The organism is Stenotrophomonas maltophilia R551-3, from assembly GCF_000020665.1.
Lineage (GTDB): Bacteria > Pseudomonadota > Gammaproteobacteria > Xanthomonadales > Xanthomonadaceae > Stenotrophomonas > Stenotrophomonas maltophilia_L.
The window spans coordinates 1,605,611-1,629,802 of the sequence record NC_011071.1 but is presented as its reverse complement, the minus strand read 5'-3'; the positions used below and the strand labels follow the sequence as shown (position 1 = coordinate 1,629,802).

The window sequence follows — 24,192 nt, the reverse complement described above, 5'->3', positions numbered from 1 at the left end:
GGGCTCGATGGCGCCATCCATGGCGCCAACGGTCCTGCAACCCCACCCCACCCCGCCGCTGACAGATTCCTGCGGCTGTTGGTGGGTGCCGACCGTTGGTCGGCACGGGGGCGGATCCCATTGCTTGGCAACGGGCTCTGACCCTGGTTCTGCTCTGGTAGGTGTCGACCTTGGTCGACACGATGTGTCCGGAAGAATGCTCTGCCCATGAAAAAAGCCCGCCGGTATCCGGCGGGCTTTTTCGTGTGCACCTTGGCGCGGCGATCAGGCCCAGCCGAACAGTTCGAACAGCTTCAGGATCAGGTACGCACAACCACCTGCTGCCGGAATGGTCAGGATCCAGGCCCAGACGATGCGTTCGATCACGCCGAACTTCAGCGAACGCGGGTTCTTGGCGAAGCCGACGCCCATGATCGCGGTGGAGATGCTGTGCGTGGTCGAGACCGGCATGCCGAAGTGGGCCGCCAGGGTCAGGATGGTTGCCGAGCTGGTCTCTGCGGCGAAGCCATGGATGGGGTGCAGCTTGACCATCTTGTGACCCAGGGTCTTGATGATCTTCCAGCCGCCCGAAGCGGTACCGGCAGCCATCACCACCGCGCAGGTCAGCACGATCCACATGGCGATGCCGTCGCCGGCATGCGCGTCCGGGTGCATGAAGGCCAGCCACGACGGCAGGTCGTTCAGTGCGCCGGTCGCTTCGGCACCGATCAGGGTCATCGCGATGATGCCCATGGTCTTCTGCGCGTCATTGTGGCCGTGGGCAAAGCCCATGTAGGCCGCCGAGGCGATCTGTGCCTTGCCGAAGAAGGCGTTGACGATGCGCGGACGGGCCAGGCGGCCGATGGCACCACCGATCTTGGCCAGGCCGGCGATCAAGCCCCACAGCAGCACCATCACCACGATGCCGAGCAGGAAGCCGGCGATCGGCGAGGTGATCATCGGCACGAACACCTTCCACAGCAGGCCCTTGTTCTGCGCCCAGCTGCCCAGGCGCTCGGACCAGATCAGCGCGTCCCAGTTGTTGTGGGCCGCCGCGAGGCCGGCGCCGCAGAGGCCGCCGATCAGCGCGTGCGAGGACGAGGACGGCAGCCCCTTCCACCAGGTGATCAGGTTCCAGATGATGCCGCCCAGCAGCGCGCACAGGATCACCTGCGGGGTCACGTCGACCACGTTGGTGTTGAGCAGGCCCGAAGCGATGGTCAGCGCCACCGCGGTACCGGTCAGTGCACCGATGAGGTTCATGAAAGCGGCCAGCATCACCGCCCAGCCGGGCGAGAGCACTTTGGTCGCCACCACGGTGGCAATGGAGTTGGCGGTGTCGTGGAAGCCGTTGATGAACTCGAAGACGAGTGCGGCCAGGATCACCACCAGGACAAGGGTCAACATGCGGCGGCGTCCGTCAGCTGTTCTTCAACACGATCTGGTATGCCACGACGCCGGCCTCGCGGCAGCGGTCGATGGCCTTTTCCAGGATCTCGAAGAATTCCTTCAGCAGGAACATCTGCAGGTTGTCCAGGCGGCCCGAATAGATGTCGCGGTACAGCTCGAGCATCAGGCGGTCGGCCTCGTTCTCCAGCGAGCGCAGCTTCTCGTTGAGCGCGGTCATCCGGTCCAGGTTCATGTGGCGCAGGTCGGCCACCATCTCCACCACCACGCCGGCAGCCTGCTCCAGCATCGCCGCGCGCGGCGCGAAGTCGATGTGCTCCAGGTGGGTCGTGGCCAGCGAATAGCGATCGGCGAACTTCTCGATCTGCTTGGGAATCTTGTACAGCGCCGAGCCCAGCGCCTCGATGTCCTCGCGCTCGATCGGGGTCATGAAGCTGTCCACCAGCGCCTGGCTGATCTTGTCCGAGGCCGCGCGTTCGCGCAGGCGGGCCAGCTTGAAAGCGTCCAGCGCGGGCTGGCGGTCGGCCTCGCGCAGCATGGAGTGCAGCGCCTTGGCGGCGTCGGACGCCGCGACGGCAGCCTCATCGAGCAGGGTGTAGAACTGTTTGCCGGAACCGAAAATGGTCTGCAGAGAGAACATTGAGAAACCTGTCAGCCGTCGCGGGAAGGACGGCACCAGACGGAATTATGACGGCTAGATGACCATCTCGGGTATCCCCGCCTCCTTTCGGGGCCTGGAGACCCTCAACCTGAACAGGCAGTTGCCACCCTGCCACGGCCCTTTGCTAAGATGCCAGCGCGCCCTCGGGCGCACCTTATGGACGACGACCCTTATCCCCCTGCGCCGCGCCGGACCCGGTTCCTGAGCGCCTGCCGCCATCGCAAGCACCCGCCCTCCCTGCCACCAACCGGGGACGATGCCCGTGTTTGAAATGATCCTGATTGTCTTCGCGCTGGTTCTGTTGAACGGCTTCTTCGCCATGTCCGAGATGTCGGTCATGACCTCGCGAAAGAGCCGCCTGAAGCAGATGGCCGGCACCTCCAAGCGCGCCGCCAAGGCACTGGAGCTGTCGGAGAAGCCGGAAAGCTTCCTGTCCACCGTGCAGATCGGCATCACCGTGATCGGTGTGCTGACCGGCTACCTCGGCGGTGAAGCGCTGGGCGAGGCCTTCGCCGGCTGGATCCAGGGCCTGATGCCCGGCTTTGCCTACGCCGGCAATGTCGGTACCGCGCTGGCGGTCAGCCTGATCACCTTCATCACGCTGATCTTCGGCGAACTGGTGCCCAAGCGACTGGCGCTGACCCGTTCGGAGGCCATTGCCAGCCTGGTGGCAATGCCGATGAGCTGGCTGGCCAAACTGGCCCTGCCTTTCGTCTGGCTGCTGTCCAAGACCACCCAGCTGGTGCTGCGCCTGTTCGGCCTGGGCAAGGATGAAGTCGCCTCGGTAACTGAAGAAGAGATCCGCATGCTGGTGGCCGAAAGCCACGAGGCCGGCGTGATCGACGCCCACGAGCGCGACATGATGAACCGCGTCATGCGCCTGGGCGATCGTACCGCCGACAGTCTGATGACCCCGCGCAACCGGATTGCCTGGCTGGACACGCAGGGCGGTCTGGACAAGAACCTGGAGATCATGGCCGAGCATGAGTTTTCGCGGTACCCGGTGTACCGCGACAACGACATGGACGTGGTCGGTGTGCTGGAACTGAAGTCGCTGGCCACGCGCATGGCGCGCGGTGACAACGCGCTGTTCCAGACCCTGCGCGAGCCGCTTTACGTGTCTGAATCCACCCACGCGATGAAGCTGCTGGAGATCTTCCGCGAGGAACAGCAGTCGATGGCGCTGGTGGTGGACGAATACGGCGAGATCCAGGGCCTGGTGACCATCAGCGATCTGATGGGCGCGGTGGTTGGCCGTCTGCAGGCCACCGAAAATGCCGACGAAGATGCGCTGGTGGTGACCCGCGAAGATGGTTCGCTGTTGGTGGATGGTTCGTTGCCGATCGAAGACCTGCGCGAGCTGATCGGCAGCAACGACCTGCCCGATGCCGAGGATGGCGACTACTACACCCTGGCCGGCATGTGCATCCACTACTTCGGCCGCATCCCGCATGCGGGCGAATACTTCGACTGGGCTGGCTGGCGCTTCGAGGTGGTCGACCTGGACGGTGCCCGCGTGGACAAGCTGCTGCTGCGCACGCTGTCGGACGAGCAGGCCGATGAGCTCACCGCCTGAGGCCGGCCAGGGACCGGGCCCTGAGCGCCCGGCCTACCGCAACGAGGGCATCCGCACCCTGCTGGAGATGTTCGCCTCCGGCGACCCGGCCGAGCACATGCCGCTCGGCCAGATCCTGTGCAACCTGCAGCAAAGCGCGTTCGGCGTGTTCCTGTTCGTGGCGATCCTGCCGTCGTTCATCCCGATCCCGGGCATGGGCGGCGCGGTCAGCGGCCCGCTGGTGATCCTGATCGGCCTGCAGATGCTGTTCTGCCTGCGCCGACCGTGGCTGCCCGGCTTCATCGCCCGTCGCGGGCCCAAGCGCGGCACCATGCACCGTTTCCTGGACCGCATCGATCGCCCGCTGCGGCGCCTGGACAAGATGCTGAAACCGCGCCTGCCGCAGCTGCTGACACCGCTGCCGGCGCACGCCTTCAGCGGCATGCTGCTGGTGTTGCTGGGCCTGCTGCTGTCGTTGCCGATCCCCTTCACCAACTTCCTGTTCGGCTTCCAGCTGCTGCTGTTCGCGCTGGCGCTGCTGGAACGCGATGGCGCACTGATGCTGTTCAACTGGATCGCGGCATTGGCGGCGATCGCCTTCTTCGGTTTCAGTTCGGGGCAGCTGGTGGGCTATACGGTGGAGTTGTTCCAGCGCTGGTTCTGAGCGCGCGCCGCTGCGCTCGCCGGGCATGGCCCGGCGCTACCCCCACGAGCCACGCCCGGTAGCGCCGGGCCATGCCCGGCGGGTTACTGCCATCACCGAAGGTCAATGAATCCGTTGTCGGCCAACTGCCCGGGCTCGTCCTGCACTGCCGACAACACGAACGTCAACGCCTTGCCCAGCAACGTACCCGGGCCATCCCAGTACTCGGCCGAATCGGCACGCACATGGATCAGGCGCAGGTTGGGATCATCCTTGCCACCGGGGAAGAACAGCTTCATCGCTGGCGACCACAGTTCCTCGATCTTCGCGCGATCATCAACCACGCGCGCGCGCCCGGCCACCGACACATAGGTGTTCTTCGATGGCGAGGCATAGGCCACGTTGACGCGCGGGTCGAGCGCAATCTCGGCCACCTTCGGGCTGTCGGCAGTGATGACGAACCACAGATCACCGTCGAAGGTGACCTGCTGGGTGGCCAGCGGCCGGCTGTAGAGGCGGCCGTCGACGCCGGTGGTGGTGAACATCGCCACCTCCACGTCCTTGATCAGTTCTGCCAGTTGGGCAATGTGTTCGGCGCGGGTGTCGGCCATGTGGGGGCTCCTTCGATATGAGCCCCCATCAGACGCGGTTCGGCCGCAATGGGCCGTGACGCAATTGTTCAGCCCGCGTGGCGGGCGTGCCAGGCCTGCATCGCCAGTTCGAACGAGCGCAGGCGCGCACGGTGGTCATACAGGTTGGCGGTGAGCATCAGCTCGTCCGGCTTGTGGCGCTCGACAAACGCGGCGATGCCTTCCGCCACCTGCTGCGGATCCCCCAGCACGGTGCAGGCCAGTGCCCGCTCCACGCCCACTTTTTCGTGCGGCTCCCAGAAGGACTCGATGTCGTCGATGGGTGCCGGAATCTTGCCCGGTCGGCCACGACGCAGGTTCACGAAACTCTGCTGCTGGCTGGTGAACAGGCGCCGCGATTCGGCTTCGCTGTCGCTGGCAACGACGTTCAGGGCCAGCATCGCGTGCGGCTGCTTCAGCGTGCCCGAGGGGCGGAATTCGCGGCGGTACACCGCCAGCGCTTCGTCCATCACATCCGGTGCGAAGTGCGAGGCAAACGCGTATGGCAGACCCATCGACGCGGCCATGCGCGCACCGAACAGGCTGGAACCGAGGATCCAGGTCGGCACCCGCAGGCCACCACCCGGAACGGCCTGCACCGCCTGCCCGGGCTGCACCGGCTCGAAGTAGTGCAGCAGCTCGCGCACGTCCTGTGGGAACTGGTCAGCGCTGTCGAAGTAGCGGCGCAATGCACGCGCGGTCGGCTGATCGGTGCCCGGCGCACGGCCCAGGCCGAGATCGATGCGGTCCGGATACAACGAGGCGAGCGTGCCGAACTGCTCGGCCACCTGCAGCGGCGCATGATTGGGTAGCATGATGCCGCCAGCACCGACGCGGATGCGCTTTGTTCCACCGGCGACATGGCCGATCAGCACCGCGGTGGCGGCGCTGGCGATGCCGGGCATGTTGTGGTGTTCGGCCAGCCAGTAGCGGCGGTAGCCCAGCGCATCGGCATGCTGGGCCAGCTCCAGCATGTTGGCGAAGGCGGCGGTGGTGTCACTGCCCTCGCAGACCGGGGCCAGGTCGAGAATCGACAATGGAATCATCAGGCGGTTTTCCGTCACAGGATTCCCCATGCATGGGGTCGGTCAGGCGCGGCGGCCAGTGACGGTAGCGGGATGCTGATTCCCGTGGGGCGGGTTCAGGGCCGCCGGGCATGGCCCGGGGTGCCATGCGTATTGGGTAGTGCCGGCCGCTGGCCGGCAGACGGAGAGCCCTTGCAGCCGGCCAGCGGCCGGCTCTACCAAGGAAGCGTCAGAACGCGCTGGGGCGCGGCTCCGGCAGCGGCTGGTCGACCATTGGCTTCAGTCCGGCATCCAGCGCCACGCGCTCATCAAACACGAAGCAGCGGCCTTCATAGCCTTCGCCCCCCACCTCCTCGAAATAGCCGAGGATGCCGCCGTCGAGCTGCAGCACGTTGTCCATGCCGTCGTTGACCATCCACAGCGCCGCCTTCTCGCAACGGATGCCGCCGGTGCAGAAACTGACCACCGTGCTGTCCTTCAACGCTTCGCGGTGCGGCGCCAACGCCTCGGGCAGGTCGGTGAACTTGTGGATCGGCAAGACCAGCGCATCCTTGAAGGTGCCGTACTCCACTTCCTGCAGATTGCGCGTATCGAGCATCACCACCGGCTTACCGGCGTCGTCATGACCCTGGCGCAACCAGCGCTGCACGGTGGCCGGGTCGACCGCAGGTGCGCGCGGGTAATCCAGCGGCTGGCCGTCATCGCGACGGAAGCTGATGATCTCGTCCTTCACCTTGGCCTTCAGCCGCACGAACGGCTGGTGCTCGCTGAAACTGGTCTTGACCCGCATATCGGCAAAGCGCGCATCGGTACGCAGCACCGCATAGAAACTTTCGACCGCCTCCGGCGCACCGGCCAGGAACAGGTTCAGCCCCTCGCCCGCCACCAGGATCGTGCCACGCAGCTGCGCCGCCTCGGCGCGCGCCAGCAACTGGTCGCACAAGGCCTGGGGGGCGTCGATGACGGCGAAATGGTAGGCAGCGGTATTGGCGATCATCCTGCCATTTTAGCGCCAGACCACCCCAGAATCAGATTCAGGGGTCAGAGCCCTCTGCGCAGCAGAGGGATCCGACCCCGGCAGGCACCCGGAATCTGTCAGAGGCGGGGCGGTGTGGGCAGGCGGGACCGTTGGCGCCATGGATGGCGCCATCGAGCCCCCATGGACGGGTTTACGGCGTGTCCCGCCTGCCCACACCGCCCTGCCCACCACGGCTTGCCTGCTGTTGCTGTTGCTGTTGCTGTTGCTGTTGTAGTTGCCCTGGCATCGGCGGGTGCCGGGTGCAACCCGGCCAGAAGCCCCCCTTACCCCCGCAACAGCACGAACGGCAGCAGCACCAGCGCCGCCGCACCGGCCATCGCCAGCAGCACCAGCACCACGTACACAGGCCGCCGCCGCAGCAGGCTGCCGAAAGTCTCGGCGGTGCCATCGCGCAGGGCCTGCTCGCGCTCGGCACGGATGCGCGGCCCGCGTTCGGCCTGGTACTCGGCCATCAGCGCCTTGGCGCGCGGATGATCGGCGTCCTCGCGCAGCCACAGGCCACCGTTGGAGATGCCCCACGGGCTGGGTTCGGTGCGATACCAGGCGATGCCGTGCTGGTCGAGCAGCGTGCAGACATCGGCATATTCGTCGTTGCCGACATTGCGCAGATTGAGCAGGAGTTTTGCCATGCCCCCATGATACCCGGCGCCGATGCGCTACCCTTGCCGCCCTCGCCCTGCGCCCTTCCGGAGACGCCCGATGCGCCGCCTGCTGCTTCCCCTGCTGCTGTCCCTCGCCGCCGTTGGCTGCTCGACAGAACCGTCCGGCCCACCGCCGGGTGGCACCCTGACCACCTTCGAGCGCATCGATACCGTCCCGGGCACCGGCACCGAAGCCGTTGCCGGCAACAAGGTCACCGTGCACTACACCGGCTGGATCTACGACAACCGCACCGAAACCAAGCACGGCAAAACCTTCGACAGCTCGGTCAGCCGTGGCGAACCGTTCACCTTCGCGCTCGGCGCCGGCCAGGTCATCCGCGGCTGGGATGAGGGCGTGGCCGGCATGAAGGTCGGTGGCAAGCGCACCCTGATGATTCCGCCGGACTACGGCTACGGCGACCGTCGCGTCGGCCCGATCCCGGCTGGCTCGTCGCTGGTGTTCGATGTCGAGCTGCTCGATGTCAAACCGTAATACCGCAATGCCACCCCGGGTCGCCGTCGTCGGCGGTGGTCCGGCCGGCCTGTTCGCCGCCGAGCGCCTGCGCGCGGCCGGGCTGCAGGTCGACCTGTACGAGGCCAAGGGTTCGCCCGGCCGCAAGTTCCTGATCGCCGGCAAGGGTGGGCTCAACCTCACCCACTCCGAGCCGCGCCCGTTGTTCGACAGCCGCTACCGCGAGCAGGCGGCCGCGGTCGGTCGATGGCTGGACAGCTTCGATGCGCAGGCGCTGCGCGATTGGGCCGCCGATTTCGGCGTGGAAACCTACGTCGGCAGCTCCGGGCGCGTGTTCCCGGTCGACCGCAAGGCGGCACCGCTGCTGCGCGGCTGGGTACGCCGATTGAAGGAACAGGGCGTGCGCCTGCATGCCAACCATCGCTGGATCGGCTGGAGTGACGACGGCGCCCTGCGCTTCACCACAGAAGAGGGTGAGATCGCGGTCCACGCCGATGCCACCGTGCTGGCCGTCGGTGGTGGCAGCTGGCCACAGCTCGGCAGTGACGGCGCCTGGGTCACACCATTGCAGGCACAGGGTGTGGAGATTGCGCCGCTGCAGTCAGCCAACTGCGGCTTCGACGTCGACTGGACGCCGTTCTTTGCCCAGCGCAACGCCGGCGCGCCGCTGAAGCCGGTCGTTGCGCACTGGATCGACCTGGCCGGCCAGCCGCGGTCGCTGCAGGGCGAATGCGTGGCCAGCGAGTACGGCATCGAAGGCAGCCTGGTCTACGCGTTGGCGGCTGATCTGCGCGAGACCATCAACCGCGATGGCCACGCCATGCTGTGGCTGGACCTTGTGCCGGGACGCGACGAGGCACGCCTGCTGGCCGACCTGTCGCGCCCGCGCAAGGGTCGCAGTTTCGGCGAACACCTGCGCCGTCAGGCCGGTCTGGATGCGGTGAAGGCCGCGCTGGTGTTCGAGCTCCTCGGCAAGGAAGCGGGCAACGATCTGACCGCCGTGGTTGCCACGCTCAAGCGTCTGCCGCTGCGGCTGCTGCGCCCGCGGCCGATGGCCGAAGTGATCAGCACCGCCGGTGGCGTGCGCCTGGATGCGATGGATGAGGGCTTGATGCTGCGGGCAGTGCCCGGCGTGTTCTGTGCCGGCGAAATGCTGGACTGGGAGGCGCCGACGGGTGGCTACCTGCTGACTGCGTGCTACGCCAGTGGCCTGCGTGCAGCGGAAGGCGTGATCGGGTGGTTGACCGGGCGCTGAAGCCCGCCCTGTAGAGTCGAGCTTGCTCGACTGCATTGCGTTGTAGAGCCGAGCCTATGCTCGGCTTGAATCAAAAGCAGCCGAGCGCGAGCTCGGCTCTACACACTGGTCACCACGGCCTGCGCATGCTCACCGAGGCCAGCGAAACACCACTGGGATGCGGGTAAGCCTCTTCGCGCACACTGATGAAGCCCTGCCGCTGGTAGAACGGTACGGCATTGAGCGAGGCCGACAGCACGACCTCGCGCTCCTGGTCGGCCATCGCCAACAGGCGCTGCATCAGGGCCTGGCCGATGCCCCTGCCGCCCTGATCCGGGTCGACGAACAACGCATCCACTTCGTTGGCCTCTAGATCAAACACGCCGAAGCCCAGCAGGTCTCCCTGCGTGTCCTCAGCCACCACGCAACCGCCCTGCCCCAGCAACCGCGCGTACTGCACCGGCGGCGGTGAAGCCGACCAGGGGGCGATCACCTCCGGCGGGTAGTGGCTACTGCAGGTTTCGCGCACGCAGCGCGTACGCAGCGCCCACAACGTGGCCACGTCGGCCATGGTGCCGGTCCTGAACTGCATGACGCCTCCTTGTAGCGCCGAGCCCATGCTCGGCTGTTCTTCGTTCCAACGTCGCGATGCCTGATTGAAAGGCAGTCGAGCAAGACTCGACTCTACAGAAGCGTCATCGCGATTTGCTGGCGCGCAACGCCTGGATCTTCGGCGGTGGCTGGAACGAGTCGCTGCGTGCATCGGCCCAGAACGCATGGAACACCGCGTGGTCCGGCACCTTGTGCAGCAGCTCGCCCGGTTCCAGATAACGGTACAGTGACGCCAGCGAACGGATCTCAACGGGCGAAACACGACGCAGGATGTGCTCCGGGCCCAGCTCCGCCGGGTCATTCAAGCCAGCAGCGCAGAGCAGCTCCTTCAAGGCGTGCAGTGTGTGCTCGTGGTAGCTGTACACACGCGTTGCCTTGTCCGGCGCATCAAGGTGCTTCCAGCGTGCCGGGTCCTGCGTGGCGATGCCGGTCGGGCACTTGTCGGTGTGGCAGCTCAGCGACTGGATGCAGCCCAGCGCGAACATGAAGCCACGGCCGGCATTGCACCAGTCGGCCCCGAGCGCGATGGTGCGCGCGATGTCGAAGGCACTGGTGATCTTTCCCGCCGCGCCGATGCGGATGCGGTCACGCAGGTCCAGACCGACCAGAGTGTTGTGCACCAGCAAAAGGGCTTCATGCATCGGCACGCCGACATGGTCGACGAACTCGGCCGGGGCTGCGCCGGTACCACCCTCGGCACCATCGACCACGATGAAGTCCGGCAGCAGGCCGGTCTCCTGCATCGCCTTGGCGATGCCGAACCACTCCCACGGATGGCCAATGGCCAGCTTGAAGCCGACCGGCTTTCCGCCTGACAACTCGCGCAGGCGGGCGACGAACTGCAGCAGCTCGACCGGCGTGGAGAATGCCGAGTGACGCGACGGCGACACGCAATCCACGCCCATCGGGACGCCACGGGTCACCGAAATCTCGGCGGTCACCTTCGGCGCCGGCAGCACGCCGCCGTGGCCGGGCTTGGCACCCTGCGACAGCTTGATCTCGATCATCTTGACCTGGTCATGGGTGGCGTTGGCAACGAAGCGCTCTTCGCTGAAACCGCCCTTCTCGTCGCGGCAACCGAAGTAGCCCGAGCCGATCTCCCACACCAGGTCACCCCCCATTTCGCGGTGATAGGGTGAAATCGAGCCTTCGCCGGTGTCGTGGTAGAAGCCGCCGCGGCGCGCGCCTTCGTTCAGCGCACGGATCGCATTGGCCGACAGCGAGCCAAAGCTCATTGCCGAGATATTGAACACGCTGGCCGAATAGGGCTTGGCGCAGCTGGCACCGATCAGCACGCGGAAGTCATGCTTGGCGATGGCGGTCGGCGCCAGCGAATGGTTGATCCACTCGTAGTCCACAGCGTACGTACTGCGCAGGGTACCGAACGGCACCGTGTCCATTTCGTTCTTGGCGCGCTGGTAGATCAGCGCGCGCTGCTGCCGCGAGAACGGCACGTCCTCCAGGTCGCTCTGCACGAAGTACTGGCGGATCTCCGGGCCGATCGATTCCAGGCCGTAGCGGAAGTGCGCCATCACCGGATAATTGCGGCGCAGCGTGCTGCGCTTCTGCAGCAGGTCCCAGGTCCCCAGCGCCACCATCGCGGCAGTCAGGCCGACGCCCCAGTACCAGGCCGGCCATATCACGGCCAGCCACAGGCAGATCGGGAACATCAGGATGGCGAGCAGGTAGACGATATACCGGTGCATGGCTTTCCTCGGTTGCAACTGCCCCCGAGTCTACCGCGCCGCCTGTCCGCAGGGTTTACAGTCGATCATCAACCACGTTGCGCGGCCAGGCCGATTTCACGTCGTAGACCAGGCCGCCGGGCGCCAGCAGGCTGCGGATCCGTGCTTCATCCATCGCCTTGAAGTGGGCATGGGCCACGGCCAGCACCACCGCGTCGTAGCAGCCTGCTGCCGGCTCGGCCAGCCACTGCACGCCTTCGCCGGCCAATGCGGCGGGGCCCACCCATGGGTCGCTGACCTCGACCTGGGCACCGGCATCGCGCAGGCGCTGCGCCAGTTCCAGCGCGCGGCTGTTGCGCAGGTCCGGGCAGTCTTCCTTGAAGGTCACACCCAGTACCAGGATCCGTGCCTGCGCCGGAGCGCGGTCGCGTTCGGCCAGCATTGCCAGCACCCGCGTCGCCACGTGTTCACCCACGCGGTTGTTGACCTGCCGCGCGGTATGGATCAGGTCCGGGTGGAAACCCACGCTCTCGGACTTGTGCAACAGGTAATACGGATCCACGCCGATGCAATGGCCACCGACCAGGCCCGGGCGGAACGGCAGGAAGTTCCACTTGCTGCCGGCCGCGTCGAGCACGTCCTGGGTATCGATGCCGAGCCGGTCGAAGATCAGTGCCAGCTCGTTGACCAGCGCGATGTTGACGTCACGCTGGATGTTCTCGACCACCTTGGCCGCTTCGGCCACGCGCATCGACGGCGCCGGGAACGTACCGGCAGCGATGATGCGCTGGTACAGGCCGTCGATCACCGCAGCGACGCCCGGGGTCGAGCCGGAGGTGATCTTGCGGATGTCGGCCAGGCGTCGCTGGCGATCACCGGGGCTGACCCGTTCCGGGCTGTAGCCGCAATAGAAATCTTCGTTGAAGCGCAGGCCGGAGCCCTGCTCCAGCAGCGGCACGCACACTTCTTCGGTGGTGCCTGGATACACCGTGGATTCGTAGATCACCAGGTCGCCGGCACGCAGGTGGCTGGCGATCAACCGCGTCGCCGAGCGCAGCGGCTCCAGGTCGGGCTGCTCGTAGGCATCGATCGGCGTCGGCACGGTCACGACATAGACGTTGCACGCGTCAAGCAGATCCGGATCACTGCCGTACTCCAGCAGCTGCGCAGTGACCAGCTCGTCGGCTTCCATTTCCAGCGTGTGATCCACGCCTTTGCGCAGCTCGGCGATGCGCCCGGCATCGATGTCGAAACCCAGCGTCGGCCAGTGCCGGCCGAAGGCCACCGCCAGCGGCAGGCCGACATAGCCCAGGCCGATCACCGCAAAACGGGGTGCGTCGGCCGCTGCAACAGGCACACTCATCGGCACGCCCTGTGCAACAGGCAAGGCTTCACGTTCGCAGCCATGGCTTCGGCCAATACGCTCATTCGCTGTACCACTCGGAGGAACCCACGCCGGAAAGACTACAGCGTAACGGCCTCGCCCCCCCGCCGCCAAGGCGGTTCAGGACCCCAGTGCCACCGCTGCCGGTTCGAGCTCGCCATCAGCACCGGTCCAGGCCTGGCGCAGGCGTTCGAAGCCACCGCTGCCCAGCAGGAAGCCCGGCCAGGCGGCGTCGATGATCTGCGCAAGCAGGTCCGCTTCGATCCGGCGCGTGCCCATCGACCAGCGCGGGAACGCACGCTGCGCAACCGGGGCGCGGCACAACACCTTCAGCTGCCCATGACTGCGCGCGTTGAGGATGCGCGGGAACACCGAATCGATGCCATCTTCCGGACCCTCCAGGTACTGCAGGAAGCGCGTGCCGTCGAACATCAGCACGCCGGTGACGCCGGCTACACGATTGAATGCCGTGGCATCGGCCAGCAGGCGGTCAAGATCGGTTGTCTGCAGATCGGCGCGGGCCTCACTGGCATAGGCAATCGCGTGCAGCGACATCAGGTGGCTCCCCCCCTGGGAACGATGGTTGGGACTATGACATGAACAGGCACAACAGTTAAGCACGTCCCCGCAGGTCACTGCTCCGGTGCAATCCAGCCGTCGTGCGGCAGGTGGGCTACAATCGGCGCCGCGCTGCAGGCCCGGATGGCGAAACTGGTAGACGCATCGGACTTAAAATCCGCCGGGGGCAACCCCATGCCGGTTCGATTCCGGCTCCGGGCACCACACACGCACAGCGCAGCGAGCCGTCAGATCGCGCGCGAATAACGCGGCTGCTCATGCGCCGCGCGCAGGTACGGATCGAAGCACATTGCCAGCAGCCGCAGCAGCGGCCGTCCCGGTTCACTGGCGCGCACCACACCCTCACGGTACTCGGCCAGACCGTCGTCCTGCAGGCGTTGCACCGAACGCAGGTCTTCGGCGAAGTACTGCTCGAAGTCGACACCATGGCGCTGGCCCAGCACGGCACCATCCACCTCGCCCTGGCACATCAGCTGCTGGATCAGTTCCGCGCGCAGTTGATCGTCGGCACTCAGTGCCACGCCACGCCAGACTGGCAGTTGGCCGTGATCCACCGCATCCTCCCAGGACGGCAGGTCACGCGGATTCTGGCTGTAAGTGGCCCCGATGTGGCTGATCGCACTCACGCCCAGGCCGAGCAGATCGGTATCGGCGTGGGTGGTGTAGCCCATGAAATTGCGATGCAGCTGGCCGGCACGCTGCGCGCGTGACAGGTCCTCTTCCGGCAACGCGAAGTGATCCATGCCGATGTACTGGTAGCCGGCCGCGGAGAGCCTCTCCACCGCCAGGCCCAGCAGCGCCAGCTTGTCTTCCGGCGACGGCAACCGGCTTTCGTCGATCTGCTTCTGCGCGCGGAACAGATGCGGCAGGTGCGCATATCCGTAGACCGCCAAACGATCCGGGCGCAGCGCCAGCACCAGTTCCAATGTGCGCCCGAAGCCCTCCAGGCTTTGCCCCGGCAGGCCATAGATCAGGTCGACGTTGACCGAGCGCATGCCGCTGTCGCGGCAGGCGCGCAGGATGTCCAGCGTCTGCTGCACGCCCTGCACGCGGTTGATCGATTCCTGCACCTGCGGGTCGAAATCCTGCACGCCCAGGCTTGCGCGGTTGAACCCCAGCCGGGCCAGCATCGCCACGTCGGGGGTATCGATGAAGCGCGGATCGAGCTCGATGGAGAAATCGCGCTGTGACGAATCGCTGAAGTCGAAACGCCGGCGCAGCCCTTCGATCAGCGTGGTCATCGCCTCGGCGTCGAGGAAGTTCGGCGTGCCGCCGCCCAGATGCAGCTGGATGACCTCGCGACCATCCTCGAACTGCGGCGCCAGCAGGTCGGCCTCGGCCAGCACCCGCGAGACATAGCTGTGGCCACGGCCGCGATCACGGCTGATCACCCGGTTGCAGCCGCAGTAGAAGCACGGGCTGGAACAGAACGGCACGTGCACGTACAGCGACAGCGCGCGGGCCAGCTGGTTGCTGTCGGCAATTGCCTGGCGCAACGCCGGTGCGTCGAAGCCATCATGGAAATGCGGCGCGGTCGGATACGAGGTGTAGCGCGGCCCCGGGCGGTCGTGCCGACGCAGCAGGTCGGGGTCGAAATTCCAGGCCAGGCCGCCAGCGGCGGGAGAGAACGTGTCCATGGCGCCAGCATCGCGCCGGGCGGCCTGCGCCGCCTTGACCCAGATCAATCCTTGGCGGGGATCCCCAGCACCGGCAGGCCGACCTGCGGCCAGCGCAGCATCTGGTAGCGCTTCCAGAAGGTGTCTCCGATGCGTGCGGCCACATCGTTGGCCAGTTCCTGCATCGGCGGGTTGTTGCATTCGGCAGTGGTGATCCGGAACAGCACCAGCCAGCGGTCGAACAGATCCTTGTCCAGTTCAATGGCCATGTGCTTGGACATCGGCGAGCCCTTGAAGCGGCGGGTGCCACGCAGCATCGCCGACCAGAAGTCGACCAGCTGCGCCAGATGCTCCGGCCAATCATGGACGTGCGCGCCGAACACCGGCCCCAGCCGTTCTTCCTCGCGCACGCGGGCATAGAAGTCGTGGACCAGGCGGGAGACTTCCTGCTCGGTGCACAACTCCGGCGAGGCGACGGGAAGGGCTGGCGGAGGTATTGCGGTCATCGGGGTACCCAAAGCTTGCCGGCAGTGTGCCGCAGCCGGCCATCACCACCGTTGATCCAGATCAATGTCGGCGCAGTCCGCTGCACCTAGGCTGGCGCGCTTGCAGGAAGCATGCCCTGCGGATGCTGCGCCAGCCCGGCGGAGTATACGCGCCGCCCACTTTTCGAACCGGGACAGCATGAACAGACCCTCTCCCAGCCGCCGCCAGCGACTGATCCAGCAATGGGGCGCCATTCTCTGGCCCAGCTTCATTGCCGCCGGCGTGGCCAGCGTGGTGTTCTTCGCCTTCGTCGACCCGCTGCGCCTGCAGGCGATCAGCTTCCCCGGCACGGTGATCAGCCGCGAGCTGGGCTACAGCGCTGGCTTCTTCATGTTCTGGGCGGTGACGGCGCTGTCCAGTGCAGTCACCTGGTATCTGCAACGACCGTTGCCGAGCGACGACGACGACGAGCTGCCGCTGGGATGAGCACGACCTGCACCACGACACCCGGACCGTGGCACTGGCGCGGCCCGCTCAGCGCCGCCCTGCTGGTGCTGTTCTACGCACTGCCGTGGCTGCGCTGGGACGGTCGCCAGGCCCTGCTGCTGGACATCAACGCGCGACGCTTCGACCTGTTCGGCTGGACGCTGTGGCCTGGCGACGCCGGCGTACTGATCGGACTATTGGCAGCGCTGGCGGTGGGCCTTGCGCTGCTCACCCATCTTGCCGGGCGCATCTGGTGCGGCCACGCCTGCCCGCAGACACTGTGGCGCCGTGCCTTCGACTGGATCGCACGCGCCGTGGCCCGCATGCTGCCGGCATCAATGGCACGCCCCGCCACGCAGGTGGCCTGGGGACTGTTGTCACTGTGGACCGGCATGACCTTCGTCGGACTGTTCAGTCCAATCGGCGAACTGGTGTCGGCGCTGCCGCACGCGGGCTGGAGCCGTTGGGAAACGTTCTGGGTGCTGTTCTATGCGACCGCTACCTTGGGCAATGCCGGCTTCCTGCGCGAGCAGGTCTGCCGCTCGCTGTGCCCGTTCGCACGCATGCAGCCGCTGCTGACCGATCCACACACGCCGCGCATGATGTACGACGCGCGTCGGGGTGAACCACGCGGGTCGCGGCCTTCCGGCCTGGGAGGCGTTCTCGGCCGCGGTCGTGGCCTGCTCGATCCAACAACTGCGCAGGACTACGTGTTCCGTGCTGCGCATCCGTTGCTGGCCGGGCCGATGCCCGTCTTCAGCGCCAACCGCCTGGGCGACTGCACCGACTGCGCTGCCTGCGTCAACGCCTGCCCGATGCAACTGGACATCCGCCACGGGCCGCAGGCCGATTGCCTGGCCTGCGGCGCCTGCATGGAAGCCTGCGCACAGCAACAGCACCGGGCCGGCTTCGGTCCGGGGCTGGTGCGCTATTGCAGTCCACAGTCGATGGCCGGGCAACCGCGGCGCTGGTGGCGACCGCGGACCCTGGGCCTGCTTTCAATGCTGCTGGCGCTGCTTGCCTGCGGCGCCTGGCGCCTGCTCTGAATCAACGCGGCCCGCTGGCGTTCGGCGGGACCAGCTGCGCTCGTCGGACGATGCCCAGCTGCTCGATGATCAACGCCATTTCATTGGTGACTTCAGTACGCTCGGTCCCCTGCGGGACCAGGCGGTCCAGCACCTGCTGGTAGGTATCCCAGAACGCCGGACCGCATCCGTGTTTGTGATAGCTGGCTTCCAGTTCGCGGCGTACCCGTTCAGCCAAGCCATGCATGCCGTATTCCATACGACCTCCGTTGGACTTGTTCTGCATTGTTGACGGTCTACCGACTCACTTGCGTGCTACTGAAAGACTCCCGGGCTTCACGCCCAGTTGATGCCAATTAGTCATAGATTTCACGACAGGTCAATTACATGCGGCGACATTCGTGATCGAAATTATTAATCGTTCACGAAACTGCATACGGGCCCACGGGGTCGCCGGATGGTCCGAAGCCGACACGCGACCTGCCTCGACCGCTCCGCTCGCCAGTAGACATCACTGATCGGCAAACCCGGATTGATCGAATCTGCCTATGTTGCTAAGCATACTTAACAAAAAGTGCTTAGAGTGCTAGATGCGACAGAATGCGGCGCAGATCAGATGGATTTACCTTCCGCGGCCTCAGTTGCAGGGAACAGATTCGGATAGCGCTGGTGCAGGATGTATTGCCGCAATGCCGGGATTGGAAAGTCCCTGGGCCATTGCGACACTGCGGATCGGCTTATGCCGAAGAAACGCGCCAGTTCGGCGTCGGTCCGGAAGCCCAACCGGGTACGCACCTGCCCCTTGCTCCAGAATTCGGTCATGGCCGGTCCTTCTGTTAACCAGCCTTATTCTTGCGACAAGGATTCTTCGCATTCCACGCGTTAAGCTGGCTTGCATAGATGAATACTCTCGGCCAACGACTCGCCACCGCCATGAAGAAAGCCGGGCATCCACGCCCGGCCGATCTGGCCCGCGCCGCGCATTCGACGACGGCAACCATCAGCAACTGGCTCAACGACCATGTCAGTCCCTCGCATGTGAAGGCCGAACAGCTGTTCCGCATCGCCGATGCGGCCAAGCTGGACGCGCGTGAACTGCTGTACGGCATCAGTGGGCTCGGCGTAGGTGAGCCCGGCAATGCCTACATCCCCAGCCAGGCCCACCTGGACGTCTGGCAGGACGCCTACGAACTGGTCAGTCACCTGGTTGCCGAGAACGGACTGGAGATCGATCACCGCCGTCACGCGGCGCTGGACCTGCTCGCGTTCGAGCTGCTGATGGATGGCTTCAGCCGCAGCAAGGTCGCCCGCGTGCTGATGACCTCGATGACGTGAGCGCACCGCCGCTGGTAGCATGGGCGACGATGGGGATGGGGCTCCCCCGATAACCGCCTGAGAAGGCTGATGGCTCCTGCCAAGACGAACCCGGCGTTCGTCGAGGGCAGGTCGTGCCTGCCCTCGCCGTTCGCCATCGAACCTGCGAATCCGCACTCGAGGCACGCGATGCAAGCTCTGAACAATTACTTCCTGGTCTTCATTGGCGGCGGTCTCGGCGCCTGCCTGCGCCATGCCTGCAACCTGATCGGCGCACGGGTGGCAGTCGGCAGCCCGTGGCCGTGGTCGACCTTCCTCATCAACATCAGCGGCGCACTGCTGATGGGCGTGGTGGTCGAGGTCTTCGCGATGCGCAATGGCGCCTCACCGCAGCTTCGCCTGCTGCTGGCCACCGGCATCCTCGGCGGCTACACCACATTTTCCACCTACGCGCTGGAAATCGGCCTGCTGCTGCAGCGGGGCCAGCACGGACTGGCGGCGTTGTATGCCGGCGGCTCGGTGGCACTGGGCCTGGCCGGCCTGTTCGGCGGGATGAAGCTGGCCCGGCTGGTGCTGGGCTGAAGCTCAGGCCGCAGTGGCACGGGCCTGCCCGCGCCACTGCCGTGGCGACTGCCCGGTGTGCGCCTTGAACGCGCGCGACAACGCCGCTTCGCTGCCATAGCCCACGTCGTCGGCAATCCGCTTCAGCGGCCTACCCTGGCGTAGTGCCTGCTGCGCCAGGCCCACCCGCCAGCCCTGCAGGTACTGGCCTGGAGTGGTTCCCATGGCCTCGCGGAAACTGGCCGCGAACACACTGCGCGACATCCCGGCGACGTCGGCCAGATCTTCCAGCGTCCACGCCTGTGCCGGTGATTCGTGCATGGCCACCAGCGCCAGCCGCAGCCGCGGATGCCCGAGCCCGGCAAACAGGCCACCGCGCATCTCGCCACCTTCCATCAGCTGGCGCAGCACCTGGATCATCACCACCTCGAACAGGCGGTTGACCATGGCCGCACGGCCACAACGCTGCTCGAAGGCCTCTTCGAACAGCAGTTCCAGCGCCGCGTGGCCGCCATACAGATCCGCCAAGGGCAGGCAGATGAAATCGGGCAGCGCGGCGCTGATCGGATTCAGCCGGCCCCCTTCGAAGTGCAGGTTGGCGCAGGCCATGTCGGCGCCATGCTGTGGGTCGGTGCTGAAGCGGTGCGGCGTCGGTCGCGGATACAGCAGCAGGCTCGGCACTTCGACCTGCACGGTCTGCTGGCCGTGGCTGACCTGCACCGGCCCGCGCCGCACCAGATGCAGCTGGCCGGCCTCATCTTCACTCTCCAGGCTGTTGATGCCGCACAGCGCACCCGCATGGAACACCGAAGCGGTGACCGAAAAGCGCTCAAGCAGAATGGCGAGACGGTCGACCATGACGGCACTCCGGATCAAGCAGAAAGGGTTCAATACGTCAGATCGTATCGGAATCGCCCCTGTGATGGACAATTGAGCGCTGTCCGCCCCGGACTCTCACCCATCCTGCAAATGGCGGATCACCACGAAGCCCTCCGTCGCCGCAGGCGCCACGAAGTGGCGGGTGATCTGCTCGAACGCTTCGTCGCTGGCCTGGAATGGGTGTTCACCGCGTGCGTTGCGTGCGCGCAGCCGCGCCTTGCAGATGGGGTCGGGAACGTCGAGAAAATGGAGCTGATGGGCAACGCCGGCCGAGTCGAATAATTCGCGGCCCCATTCACGGCTGGCCGGCGTATTGAACGGAAAATCGAGCACGACCGAAACACCTGCCTTCAGGATCGCGCGTACATGCTGCGTCAGCACGTCGCGCAGGGCTGCCGCGCACTGCAGGTAATCGGCGATGGAATGGATCTGGTCGGGATACAGCGCCGCCAGCCACGCGTCTTCGCTGATCAGCACGCTGCGTGGCTGTGCAGCCAACTGCTGCGACAAGGTGGATTTGCCGGCGCCGATCTTGCCGCACATCAGGTGCAGGATCGGGGCATCGCCGATCGATGAAGGATGGTGCATCTACGCTCTCCAGGCTGGTTTCCAATATCCGGGAGAGAGAGCTGTGCGCAGCCCGCCTTCCCGGGCGGGTTGCATGGCCGTGACGACCGCGCGCTATCCCGTCTTCCCGAGGGGAATGCGGATAATCGACGCGGAAGTGTGCAGGACCATGTCGCCAGCGTAGAGCGCAGCACGGTCGACCGGCAATGCCTGCGGCAGTGCAGCGCGCGCAACGTTTCGCTGGCATCTATGCTCGGCGCCATTCCTGCATGGAACGACCCCGATGCGCCCCTTGCTTCGATGTGCCCTCGCCCTCGGCCTGCTGTTGCCATCGACGGTCTTGCTGGGTGCACCGCCCACGGCGGCACGCACGCTCAGTGGCGAGCTGCAGGGCGCGCCCTGGCGGCTGGATGTGCCGGCAGCCTGGAACGGCGACCTGGTGATGCTGGCCCATGGCTACGAACCGGTGGGTGTGCCTCGCACTACGCCGATGGCCGCCAATGACAGCACCGCGCCACTGTTGGCTGCGGGCTACGCGGTCGCGCAGAGTGCCTATGCAAGCCAGGGCTGGGCGGTGGCCGATGCGATCACCGACATGGAACACCTGCGCCAACATGCCCTGATTGAACTCAAGCATGTACGCCACACCTGGATGCTCGGATTCTCGATGGGGGGTACTGTCGCCATCAGTACCCTTGAACGCTTCCCGCAGCACTACACGGGCGGTGTTTCGCTCTGCGGCGCCAATCTCAGTGGCGAACAGATCGCGACCGAACTGCTGACTACACTGGTCGCGTTCGATTACTTCTTTCCCAAGGCCGAGGGCCTGCAGGGCGCAGGACTGGTATCGCGCGAGGCGGCGGCGCTGCCGCAGGGCGAGTTGTACCAGGGCATTGCCACTGCACTGCAGCACGATCCGTCGCACGCCGCATTGCTGGCGCGGCGGCTGCAGGTCTCCCCTGATGTACTGGCCGGCACGATCAGCCTGCACGCGCTGGTCCTGCACGAACTGGTCACGCGCAGCGACGGCATGCCGGTCGGCAACATCGACGTGATCTACAGCGGCTTCGGCGACGACGCCGCGTTCAACGCCGGCGTGCAGCGTATCGCTGCCGCGCCTGCGGCGCAGGCGCACGTTCGCAACACGCTGGCATTGACCGGCGCATTGAAGCGACCGCTGGTGATCCAGTTCAACCACAATGACCCGACCATCGTGCCGCACATGCAGGCGGTGTACCCGCAGTTGGCGGCACGGGCCGGCGCACGGCCACGGCCACGGGTGTTGCAGCCGGCGGGCGAAGGTCACTGTGGCTTCTCTGAGGCGCAGGTGGTCGAGGCCTTGAAGGCGGTGCAGCACTGAGCCCATCGCGTGCCGCAGCGCATCAGGGGCGTGCCATGAGGACTGCTATGGTGGCCTGGCCCAATGAAGGGCGAACAAAGGACTGACGTGATGATCAAGACGACCTTGAAGACCATGATGTTCCTTGGCATGGCCGTGACCGGCCTGGCCTTCGCAGCAGGATCCTGCGAGTTCTGCACGCTGAAGTACGAGCAGTGCCTGCGCACGTCACATGGACCGCTGGGCAAGACCTCTGAGCAGTGTCTGGCCGAGTACAAGATGTGCCGCGAAATGGACTGCCCGTCTCCCTGACCGGCGTCCGGCCGGCTCCTGCGGGAGCCGGCTCAGCCCGCCACGTTGCCAAACGCTTACGATGCAAGGACCGGTGCAGCACCTGCCGCCTCCCTTCCTGCTGAAGCAACGCGCACGATGGCCTTCTTCGAACGACTCAGCGACACCCGCTACCTGCCGACCGAACATACCGGCGGCGCCTGGAACATCCGCGAACAACATATCGCGCCTGCGATCGGCCTGTTGGCGCATCATCTGGAGCGCGATGCCACCGCACGTGGCCACGGCTTCCTGATCGCGCGCCTGTCCTACGACATTCTCGGCACCATCCCTATCGAAGCGATGGAAGCCGTCGTGCAGGTACTGCGCAGCGGTCGCACCATCGAGCTGGTCGAAGCCACGCTGCAGCATGGCGGCCGGCCGGCACTGCGCGTGCGCGCCTGGCTGATGCGTCCGAACGATACCGAGACCATCGCCGGCACACCGCTAGCAACCATTGCACCACCGGAGTCGATGCCGGCGTGGGATCCGGGCACGGTCTGGCCAGGGGGATTCATCCAAAGCGTAGAGATCCGCCGACACGACCAAGGGCCTGGACGCGCCAGCTACTGGGCGCGCGCAAAGCACGCACTGCTGGACGGCGAACCGGTCAGTCCGCTGGCCCGTGCAGCCACCCTGTTCGATCTGTCCAATGGCATGGCCGTGCGCGCCGATCCCAAGGAAATCGCCTTCCCCAACCTCGACCTGACCGCGCACCTGTTCGGCATGCCCGAAGGCGAGTGGCTGGGTTTTGACACCTCGGTGTCGTTCGGCCGCCAGGGCCTGGGCCTGACCAGCACGGTGCTGCACGATGCGCGCGGCCCGATCGGGACGCTCGCCCAGGCATTGACGGTACGTCCGTGACCACGATGACGGGCGGCGTCAGCCGCCCAGCGTGCCCATGGTGAAGGTGTAGCCGGAGCTCATCAGAAACTCGCGCATGCGCATTTCCGCGCGTCGCGGTGAGGCCAGGTTGGCAGGCCCATACAGCGCATAGACCATGCCCGCGCCTTCAATGGACTCGCGACGCACACCACAATGGCGGGTTTCCGAAGCGGTCACCCAGCCATCCTTCAGTTGATCCGGCCCGATCGACTGGCCGTTCATCAACCGGAACGTCAGCCAGCGGACTTCCGCAGTAGATTTGTTCATTGTCGGCCTGCTGCCTGCATGCCGCGATCCATCTTGTCCCTGCTCGACATTGCTGCTCCCTGAGGCTTGGACCTCGACCATAGCGCCTTGCCATGTCGCGGGCGGATGAGATTGATCGCGCGACTCAGGTCGCCAGACCGAACAACCTCCAGAAGGCCTCGCGCCCGGGCGGTGTCAACTGCAGCTCTCGCCGTGCCTCGACGCGCCGCAGCCAATCGTTCTTCACGAAGCTGTCCAGCATCGCCTCGCCGACCACGCCCGCCAGGTGTGGGCGCCGCTCGGTGCAGTCCAGGCATCCCCGGCAGTAGCGGGCCGGCTTGACCGCCAGCGGCTGCTGAAACACATCGGCCAGCGGCTGGCCAAGCCCTCGCAGGAAGTCGGCACCACCCGCGCTCACCTGCCAATGCCCCTCGCACGGAAGCACATGCCCCACCTGCAACAGATGATCGGCGATGGCCACCGCATGCACGCCGGCCAGATGCCGGTAGCAGGAGCGCGCCTTGCGCAGCGCCGGCATGCTGCGTGATGCCGCAGCGGTGCAGGACGGCGTGCGGTCGGCAACGCGCAGGATGCCCTCCAGCATGTCGGCAACCTCGTGCGAGGCCAGCCGATGGTAGCGATGGCGCCCCTGCGCGACGGCCACCAGCAGATCGCCCTCGACCAACCTGCGCAGGTGTGAGCTCGCCGTCTGCGGCGTCACTCCTGCCACGCGGGCCAGCTCCATCGCCGTGTAGGCCCGCCCATCCATCAGCTGCAGCAGCATGGCCGCGCGTGCCTGGTCGCCAACCAGGGCACCGACACTGACAAGGGAACCGGAGGTATGGACCATGCCGGCATTGTGGCATGCAGTGGCACGCGGACAGTTCGATGCGGGCCGAAGCATCCACCGGCA

29 protein-coding genes, 1 tRNA gene and 1 riboswitch are annotated in these 24,192 nt (G+C 66.0%); of the genes, 12 read left to right on the top strand and 18 right to left on the bottom strand.

Features of this window, described 5'->3' with window-relative positions:
• Positions 1–264: 264 nt before the first annotated feature.
• A complete protein-coding gene (locus tag SMAL_RS07435) occupies positions 265–1,386 on the bottom strand; it encodes an inorganic phosphate transporter (protein ID WP_012510648.1) in 1,122 nt (373 codons plus the stop codon).
• A 13-nt stretch (positions 1,387–1,399) separates the two neighbouring features.
• On the bottom strand, positions 1,400–2,026 hold the full coding sequence (locus tag SMAL_RS07430) for a DUF47 domain-containing protein (protein ID WP_004152833.1): 627 nt from the start codon (positions 2,024–2,026) through the stop codon (positions 1,400–1,402).
• A gap of 292 nt (positions 2,027–2,318) precedes the next feature.
• On the opposite strand from SMAL_RS07430, the gene SMAL_RS07425 reads away from it, so the two are divergent.
• The gene (locus SMAL_RS07425) at positions 2,319–3,623 is read left to right on the top strand and encodes a hemolysin family protein (protein WP_041864498.1); all 1,305 of its coding nucleotides are present in this window, start codon (positions 2,319–2,321) and stop codon (positions 3,621–3,623) included.
• The gene (locus tag SMAL_RS07420; RefSeq protein WP_012510646.1) at positions 3,607–4,266 is read left to right on the top strand and encodes an exopolysaccharide biosynthesis protein; all 660 of its coding nucleotides are present in this window, start codon (positions 3,607–3,609) and stop codon (positions 4,264–4,266) included. The genes SMAL_RS07425 and SMAL_RS07420 overlap by 17 nt, the downstream gene beginning before the upstream one ends.
• Positions 4,267–4,358: 92 nt before the next feature.
• Here the strand turns inward: SMAL_RS07420 and SMAL_RS07415 are convergent, their stop codons facing one another.
• The 4 genes from SMAL_RS07415 to SMAL_RS07400 all read right to left on the bottom strand — a co-directional run bounded on the left by SMAL_RS07415 (position 4,359) and on the right by SMAL_RS07400 (position 7,567).
• Positions 4,359–4,856, bottom strand: a complete 498-nt coding sequence (locus SMAL_RS07415; protein WP_012510645.1) for a pyridoxamine 5'-phosphate oxidase family protein — start codon at positions 4,854–4,856, stop codon at positions 4,359–4,361.
• A 68-nt stretch (positions 4,857–4,924) separates the two neighbouring features.
• Positions 4,925–5,920 carry an LLM class flavin-dependent oxidoreductase gene (locus SMAL_RS07410; protein WP_012510644.1) on the bottom strand — a complete coding sequence of 332 codons (996 nt, stop codon included), beginning with the start codon at positions 5,918–5,920 and terminating at the stop codon, positions 4,925–4,927.
• Positions 5,921–6,128: 208 nt separating this feature from the next.
• Positions 6,129–6,896, bottom strand: coding sequence for a sulfurtransferase (locus SMAL_RS07405; RefSeq protein WP_012510643.1), 768 nt, complete (start codon positions 6,894–6,896; stop codon positions 6,129–6,131).
• A gap of 305 nt (positions 6,897–7,201) precedes the next feature.
• A complete protein-coding gene (locus SMAL_RS07400; RefSeq protein WP_012510642.1) occupies positions 7,202–7,567 on the bottom strand; it encodes a DUF6164 family protein in 366 nt (121 codons plus the stop codon).
• A 70-nt stretch (positions 7,568–7,637) separates the two neighbouring features.
• Between SMAL_RS07400 and SMAL_RS07395 the strand changes: the two genes are divergently transcribed.
• Together SMAL_RS07395 and SMAL_RS07390 are read left to right on the top strand one after the other, a co-directional pair.
• Positions 7,638–8,072 (top strand): FKBP-type peptidyl-prolyl cis-trans isomerase, encoded by a 435-nt coding sequence (locus SMAL_RS07395; protein WP_004152813.1) that lies wholly within the window; start codon positions 7,638–7,640, stop codon positions 8,070–8,072.
• Positions 8,059–9,306 (top strand): TIGR03862 family flavoprotein, encoded by a 1,248-nt coding sequence (locus tag SMAL_RS07390; protein ID WP_012510641.1) that lies wholly within the window; start codon positions 8,059–8,061, stop codon positions 9,304–9,306. Before SMAL_RS07395 ends, SMAL_RS07390 begins: the two co-directional genes overlap by 14 nt.
• 109 nt (positions 9,307–9,415) lie before the next feature.
• Here SMAL_RS07390 and SMAL_RS07385 read toward each other — a convergent pair whose 3' ends face one another.
• The 4 genes from SMAL_RS07385 to SMAL_RS07370 all read right to left on the bottom strand — a co-directional run bounded on the left by SMAL_RS07385 (position 9,416) and on the right by SMAL_RS07370 (position 13,521).
• Positions 9,416–9,877, bottom strand: a complete 462-nt coding sequence (locus SMAL_RS07385; protein WP_012510640.1) for a GNAT family N-acetyltransferase — start codon at positions 9,875–9,877, stop codon at positions 9,416–9,418.
• 103 nt (positions 9,878–9,980) lie between these two features.
• The gene (locus tag SMAL_RS07380) at positions 9,981–11,603 is read right to left on the bottom strand and encodes an FMN-binding glutamate synthase family protein (protein ID WP_012510639.1); all 1,623 of its coding nucleotides are present in this window, start codon (positions 11,601–11,603) and stop codon (positions 9,981–9,983) included.
• A gap of 55 nt (positions 11,604–11,658) precedes the next feature.
• Positions 11,659–12,945: a nucleotide sugar dehydrogenase gene (locus tag SMAL_RS07375; protein ID WP_012510638.1), complete on the bottom strand. Its 1,287-nt coding sequence runs from the start codon at positions 12,943–12,945 to the stop codon at positions 11,659–11,661.
• Between the two features lie 141 nt (positions 12,946–13,086).
• Positions 13,087–13,521: a BLUF domain-containing protein gene (locus tag SMAL_RS07370; RefSeq protein WP_004152797.1), complete on the bottom strand. Its 435-nt coding sequence runs from the start codon at positions 13,519–13,521 to the stop codon at positions 13,087–13,089.
• A 141-nt stretch (positions 13,522–13,662) separates the two neighbouring features.
• On the opposite strand from SMAL_RS07370, the gene SMAL_RS07365 reads away from it, so the two are divergent.
• Positions 13,663–13,749: transfer RNA gene (locus tag SMAL_RS07365), tRNA-Leu, on the top strand.
• A gap of 23 nt (positions 13,750–13,772) precedes the next feature.
• Here SMAL_RS07365 and hemN read toward each other — a convergent pair.
• Together hemN and SMAL_RS07355 are read right to left on the bottom strand one after the other, a co-directional pair.
• Positions 13,773–15,182 carry an oxygen-independent coproporphyrinogen III oxidase gene (hemN, locus tag SMAL_RS07360; protein ID WP_012510637.1) on the bottom strand — a complete coding sequence of 470 codons (1,410 nt, stop codon included), beginning with the start codon at positions 15,180–15,182 and terminating at the stop codon, positions 13,773–13,775.
• 44 nt (positions 15,183–15,226) lie between these two features.
• The gene (locus SMAL_RS07355; protein WP_004152794.1) at positions 15,227–15,667 is read right to left on the bottom strand and encodes a group III truncated hemoglobin; all 441 of its coding nucleotides are present in this window, start codon (positions 15,665–15,667) and stop codon (positions 15,227–15,229) included.
• 178 nt (positions 15,668–15,845) lie between these two features.
• Between SMAL_RS07355 and SMAL_RS07350 the strand changes: the two genes are divergently transcribed.
• Together SMAL_RS07350 and SMAL_RS07345 are read left to right on the top strand one after the other, a co-directional pair.
• Positions 15,846–16,133, top strand: a complete 288-nt coding sequence (locus tag SMAL_RS07350) for a hypothetical protein (protein WP_012510636.1) — start codon at positions 15,846–15,848, stop codon at positions 16,131–16,133.
• Positions 16,130–17,179, top strand: a complete 1,050-nt coding sequence (locus SMAL_RS07345; RefSeq protein WP_012510635.1) for a 4Fe-4S dicluster domain-containing protein — start codon at positions 16,130–16,132, stop codon at positions 17,177–17,179. Before SMAL_RS07350 ends, SMAL_RS07345 begins: the two co-directional genes overlap by 4 nt.
• Before the next feature lies 1 nt (position 17,180).
• On the opposite strand, the gene SMAL_RS07340 is transcribed toward SMAL_RS07345, so the two are convergent.
• Together SMAL_RS07340 and SMAL_RS07335 are read right to left on the bottom strand one after the other, a co-directional pair.
• Positions 17,181–17,417, bottom strand: coding sequence for a hypothetical protein (locus SMAL_RS07340; RefSeq protein WP_012510634.1), 237 nt, complete (start codon positions 17,415–17,417; stop codon positions 17,181–17,183).
• 353 nt (positions 17,418–17,770) lie between these two features.
• On the bottom strand, positions 17,771–17,980 hold the full coding sequence (locus tag SMAL_RS07335; RefSeq protein WP_004152788.1) for a helix-turn-helix domain-containing protein: 210 nt from the start codon (positions 17,978–17,980) through the stop codon (positions 17,771–17,773).
• Between the two features lie 111 nt (positions 17,981–18,091).
• On the opposite strand from SMAL_RS07335, the gene SMAL_RS07330 reads away from it, so the two are divergent.
• Together SMAL_RS07330 and crcB are read left to right on the top strand one after the other, a co-directional pair.
• On the top strand, positions 18,092–18,493 hold the full coding sequence (locus SMAL_RS07330; protein ID WP_012510633.1) for a helix-turn-helix domain-containing protein: 402 nt from the start codon (positions 18,092–18,094) through the stop codon (positions 18,491–18,493).
• Positions 18,494–18,515: 22 nt separating this feature from the next.
• Positions 18,516–18,579, top strand: a riboswitch (Fluoride riboswitch).
• Between the two features lie 82 nt (positions 18,580–18,661).
• Positions 18,662–19,054, top strand: coding sequence for a fluoride efflux transporter CrcB (gene crcB / locus SMAL_RS07325; protein ID WP_012510632.1), 393 nt, complete (start codon positions 18,662–18,664; stop codon positions 19,052–19,054).
• 3 nt (positions 19,055–19,057) lie between these two features.
• On the opposite strand, the gene SMAL_RS07320 is transcribed toward crcB, so the two are convergent.
• Together SMAL_RS07320 and SMAL_RS07315 are read right to left on the bottom strand one after the other, a co-directional pair.
• Positions 19,058–19,891 carry an AraC family transcriptional regulator gene (locus tag SMAL_RS07320; protein WP_012510631.1) on the bottom strand — a complete coding sequence of 278 codons (834 nt, stop codon included), beginning with the start codon at positions 19,889–19,891 and terminating at the stop codon, positions 19,058–19,060.
• A 96-nt stretch (positions 19,892–19,987) separates the two neighbouring features.
• Positions 19,988–20,500 (bottom strand): P-loop nucleotide/nucleoside kinase family protein, encoded by a 513-nt coding sequence (locus tag SMAL_RS07315; RefSeq protein WP_012510630.1) that lies wholly within the window; start codon positions 20,498–20,500, stop codon positions 19,988–19,990.
• 262 nt (positions 20,501–20,762) lie between these two features.
• Here SMAL_RS07315 and SMAL_RS07310 point away from each other — a divergent pair, with 262 nt between their 5' ends.
• The 3 genes from SMAL_RS07310 (at position 20,763) to SMAL_RS07300 (ending at position 23,012) form a co-directional block, all read left to right on the top strand.
• Positions 20,763–21,839 carry an alpha/beta hydrolase family protein gene (locus SMAL_RS07310; protein ID WP_012510629.1) on the top strand — a complete coding sequence of 359 codons (1,077 nt, stop codon included), beginning with the start codon at positions 20,763–20,765 and terminating at the stop codon, positions 21,837–21,839.
• 90 nt (positions 21,840–21,929) lie between these two features.
• Positions 21,930–22,130, top strand: coding sequence for a hypothetical protein (locus SMAL_RS07305; protein ID WP_012510628.1), 201 nt, complete (start codon positions 21,930–21,932; stop codon positions 22,128–22,130).
• 117 nt (positions 22,131–22,247) lie between these two features.
• Positions 22,248–23,012 carry a thioesterase family protein gene (locus SMAL_RS07300; protein ID WP_012510627.1) on the top strand — a complete coding sequence of 255 codons (765 nt, stop codon included), beginning with the start codon at positions 22,248–22,250 and terminating at the stop codon, positions 23,010–23,012.
• Between the two features lie 18 nt (positions 23,013–23,030).
• On the opposite strand, the gene SMAL_RS07295 is transcribed toward SMAL_RS07300, so the two are convergent.
• Positions 23,031–23,300 carry a hypothetical protein gene (locus SMAL_RS07295; protein WP_012510626.1) on the bottom strand — a complete coding sequence of 90 codons (270 nt, stop codon included), beginning with the start codon at positions 23,298–23,300 and terminating at the stop codon, positions 23,031–23,033.
• Positions 23,301–23,424: 124 nt separating this feature from the next.
• Entirely contained in the window at positions 23,425–24,129 is a 705-nt protein-coding gene (locus SMAL_RS07290) for an ArsR/SmtB family transcription factor (protein ID WP_012510625.1), read from the bottom strand.
• Positions 24,130–24,192 lie beyond the last annotated feature (63 nt).

Coding starts and splice junctions, on each gene's coding strand:
- SMAL_RS07435 (WP_012510648.1), bottom strand. CDS start 1,386: ATGTTGACCCTTGTCCTGGTGGTGATCCTGGCCGCACTCGTCTTCGAG.
- SMAL_RS07430 (WP_004152833.1), bottom strand. CDS start 2,026: ATGTTCTCTCTGCAGACCATTTTCGGTTCCGGCAAACAGTTCTACACC.
- SMAL_RS07425 (WP_041864498.1), top strand. CDS start 2,319: ATGATCCTGATTGTCTTCGCGCTGGTTCTGTTGAACGGCTTCTTCGCC.
- SMAL_RS07420 (WP_012510646.1), top strand. CDS start 3,607: ATGAGCTCACCGCCTGAGGCCGGCCAGGGACCGGGCCCTGAGCGCCCG.
- SMAL_RS07415 (WP_012510645.1), bottom strand. CDS start 4,856: ATGGCCGACACCCGCGCCGAACACATTGCCCAACTGGCAGAACTGATC.
- SMAL_RS07410 (WP_012510644.1), bottom strand. CDS start 5,920: ATGATTCCATTGTCGATTCTCGACCTGGCCCCGGTCTGCGAGGGCAGT.
- SMAL_RS07405 (WP_012510643.1), bottom strand. CDS start 6,896: ATGATCGCCAATACCGCTGCCTACCATTTCGCCGTCATCGACGCCCCC.
- SMAL_RS07400 (WP_012510642.1), bottom strand. CDS start 7,567: ATGGCAAAACTCCTGCTCAATCTGCGCAATGTCGGCAACGACGAATAT.
- SMAL_RS07395 (WP_004152813.1), top strand. CDS start 7,638: ATGCGCCGCCTGCTGCTTCCCCTGCTGCTGTCCCTCGCCGCCGTTGGC.
- SMAL_RS07390 (WP_012510641.1), top strand. CDS start 8,059: ATGTCAAACCGTAATACCGCAATGCCACCCCGGGTCGCCGTCGTCGGC.
- SMAL_RS07385 (WP_012510640.1), bottom strand. CDS start 9,877: ATGCAGTTCAGGACCGGCACCATGGCCGACGTGGCCACGTTGTGGGCG.
- SMAL_RS07380 (WP_012510639.1), bottom strand. CDS start 11,603: ATGCACCGGTATATCGTCTACCTGCTCGCCATCCTGATGTTCCCGATC.
- SMAL_RS07375 (WP_012510638.1), bottom strand. CDS start 12,945: ATGAGTGTGCCTGTTGCAGCGGCCGACGCACCCCGTTTTGCGGTGATC.
- SMAL_RS07370 (WP_004152797.1), bottom strand. CDS start 13,521: ATGTCGCTGCACGCGATTGCCTATGCCAGTGAGGCCCGCGCCGATCTG.
- hemN (WP_012510637.1), bottom strand. CDS start 15,182: ATGGACACGTTCTCTCCCGCCGCTGGCGGCCTGGCCTGGAATTTCGAC.
- SMAL_RS07355 (WP_004152794.1), bottom strand. CDS start 15,667: ATGACCGCAATACCTCCGCCAGCCCTTCCCGTCGCCTCGCCGGAGTTG.
- SMAL_RS07350 (WP_012510636.1), top strand. CDS start 15,846: ATGAACAGACCCTCTCCCAGCCGCCGCCAGCGACTGATCCAGCAATGG.
- SMAL_RS07345 (WP_012510635.1), top strand. CDS start 16,130: ATGAGCACGACCTGCACCACGACACCCGGACCGTGGCACTGGCGCGGC.
- SMAL_RS07340 (WP_012510634.1), bottom strand. CDS start 17,417: ATGGAATACGGCATGCATGGCTTGGCTGAACGGGTACGCCGCGAACTG.
- SMAL_RS07335 (WP_004152788.1), bottom strand. CDS start 17,980: ATGACCGAATTCTGGAGCAAGGGGCAGGTGCGTACCCGGTTGGGCTTC.
- SMAL_RS07330 (WP_012510633.1), top strand. CDS start 18,092: ATGAAGAAAGCCGGGCATCCACGCCCGGCCGATCTGGCCCGCGCCGCG.
- crcB (WP_012510632.1), top strand. CDS start 18,662: ATGCAAGCTCTGAACAATTACTTCCTGGTCTTCATTGGCGGCGGTCTC.
- SMAL_RS07320 (WP_012510631.1), bottom strand. CDS start 19,891: ATGGTCGACCGTCTCGCCATTCTGCTTGAGCGCTTTTCGGTCACCGCT.
- SMAL_RS07315 (WP_012510630.1), bottom strand. CDS start 20,500: ATGCACCATCCTTCATCGATCGGCGATGCCCCGATCCTGCACCTGATG.
- SMAL_RS07310 (WP_012510629.1), top strand. CDS start 20,763: ATGCGCCCCTTGCTTCGATGTGCCCTCGCCCTCGGCCTGCTGTTGCCA.
- SMAL_RS07305 (WP_012510628.1), top strand. CDS start 21,930: ATGATCAAGACGACCTTGAAGACCATGATGTTCCTTGGCATGGCCGTG.
- SMAL_RS07300 (WP_012510627.1), top strand. CDS start 22,248: ATGGCCTTCTTCGAACGACTCAGCGACACCCGCTACCTGCCGACCGAA.
- SMAL_RS07295 (WP_012510626.1), bottom strand. CDS start 23,300: ATGAACAAATCTACTGCGGAAGTCCGCTGGCTGACGTTCCGGTTGATG.
- SMAL_RS07290 (WP_012510625.1), bottom strand. CDS start 24,129: ATGGTCCATACCTCCGGTTCCCTTGTCAGTGTCGGTGCCCTGGTTGGC.